We start from the raw sequence: 1,534 nt of genomic DNA, 5'->3' as shown, positions 1-1,534 counted from the left end.
ACATGGAGATGGTAAAAAAAACCTCTCGGGCGATATGATTTTACTTTATGAAGATGAAAGTCGAATCCATGCCTATCAAGCTTTACGATCCACATGGTTTCAAAAAGGGAAACAAAAACAAGTCCCTACTTTTGGGCACCATGCAGCTGTTAGTCTATTTGGAGCTGTCAATGTCTTAAATGGCGACTTCATTCCTTTATGAAGTATGTGCTCGACTATTACCCAAATAAAGTCATCATTATGGTGTTGGATCGTGCTCGTATTCATGATGCAAAAGAGTTACAGCCCTTTTTTGAACAGCATGAGAATCGACTCATTCGTTTCTTTCTGCCGAAGTACTCGCCCAATTTGAACCCCGTTGAACGGATTTGGAAATGGCTGAAAGAAACCGTCATCCAAAATCGATTCCATCCTAACAAAGCAGCTATTCAAGAGTCTGTTTCTTCTTTTCTAGCTTTTTTGGAGGGGGCATCTGAGCAAATTTTAAAAAGAATAGCCGGTGTTCATATGCCGGATTATTAAGTAAAACTTATATAGAGCTGTTGGAAAAGAGTGATGAATATAATAATCACAAATCGCTTCGTGCCATAAAAAGAACTGAGCATGAAACGGATCTTGAAACATCGGGTTTTTCTTTTCTTTGTTTACTACATGCAACACCATTTCATAATTTCTCTTGCGAATATAATAGCGAATGGTCTCTTTAATTTCTTTGGAATAGTCATTAGGAGTTAACTCTCCTACTTCAAAAAAATAATTCATAGATACGCCTAGACGCTTTGATATTTTATATAAAATGTCACCCTGAATTGCTTTTGCTCCTGTTTCATACAAATCAAGTTCTTCTTTGGAACATATCCCGTCAGAAAGTTCTTCTTGAGATAACTTGGCTATATTTCTTAGATTTTGAATAAGTTTTCCTACATGCTGTCTGTCGTTCAAGAAATCACCTTATTTATTATCAATAAAACCTGTTTAAACAACGTTCTATCATATTTTATAAGTCTATTGTACCATTTTATTCATTTTTGAATCAACAGAAACAAGAAAATAATTCCAAACAAAAAGCAATATTCATAGCTTTACACTGAGATTAAGCATGATATATACTCCTCGTTTAAAAACAAAAAATGAGGGTATTTTATTCATAAAACAACTGTTACTTAAGGAGTTGAAAATTTTGATTATTATTTACTTAAGCCTTGCACTTATAATTGTCTCTGCTTGCTTTTTCATTTATCGCGTAATTTCCTTTAAAAAAGAAATTACGCCAACTATGGATCAAATGACGACAGCAAATGAAACGATTCAACAGGGCATCTCTTCTATACAATACCAATCAAATCAGTTATCAGAAACTCAGGCTGTCATAATAAATGATATTGCTTATAAACAAGCAGCATTCTTATATACAATCGATACGTGTAAAAAAGCAGTTAAAAAGAGACTGAGACATAAGTAGTTCAGTAAGCCCGTAATCAAACAACGCATATAAAACATCAGGCACCTCCGGTACGATAAATGTATCAATCAA

At 34.1% G+C, this 1,534-nt stretch carries 3 protein-coding genes and 1 pseudogene; 3 read left to right on the top strand and 1 reads right to left on the bottom strand.

Features of this window, described 5'->3' with window-relative positions; genetic code table 11:
- Positions 1-202: pseudogene (locus tag AC1UFB_RS08850) on the top strand (IS630 family transposase); the annotation flags it as partial.
- Entirely contained in the window at positions 199-522 is a 324-nt protein-coding gene (locus AC1UFB_RS08845) for a transposase (protein WP_482588998.1), read from the top strand. The pseudogene AC1UFB_RS08850 and the gene AC1UFB_RS08845, both read left to right, overlap by 4 nt.
- Here AC1UFB_RS08845 and AC1UFB_RS08840 read toward each other — a convergent pair.
- On the bottom strand, positions 484-942 hold the full coding sequence (locus AC1UFB_RS08840; RefSeq protein WP_482588996.1) for a helix-turn-helix domain-containing protein: 459 nt from the start codon (positions 940-942) through the stop codon (positions 484-486). The two genes, AC1UFB_RS08845 and AC1UFB_RS08840, sit on opposite strands and share 39 nt — an antisense overlap.
- Before the next feature lie 238 nt (positions 943-1,180).
- Between AC1UFB_RS08840 and AC1UFB_RS08835 the strand changes: the two genes are divergently transcribed.
- Positions 1,181-1,462, top strand: coding sequence for a hypothetical protein (locus AC1UFB_RS08835; RefSeq protein ID WP_100347703.1), 282 nt, complete (start codon positions 1,181-1,183; stop codon positions 1,460-1,462).
- Positions 1,463-1,534 lie beyond the last annotated feature (72 nt).

This window comes from Priestia sp. KCTC 13724 (genome assembly GCF_056820425.1).
Note: the sequence above shows the minus strand (reverse complement) of the source record. Positions and strands in the feature narration are given on the sequence as shown.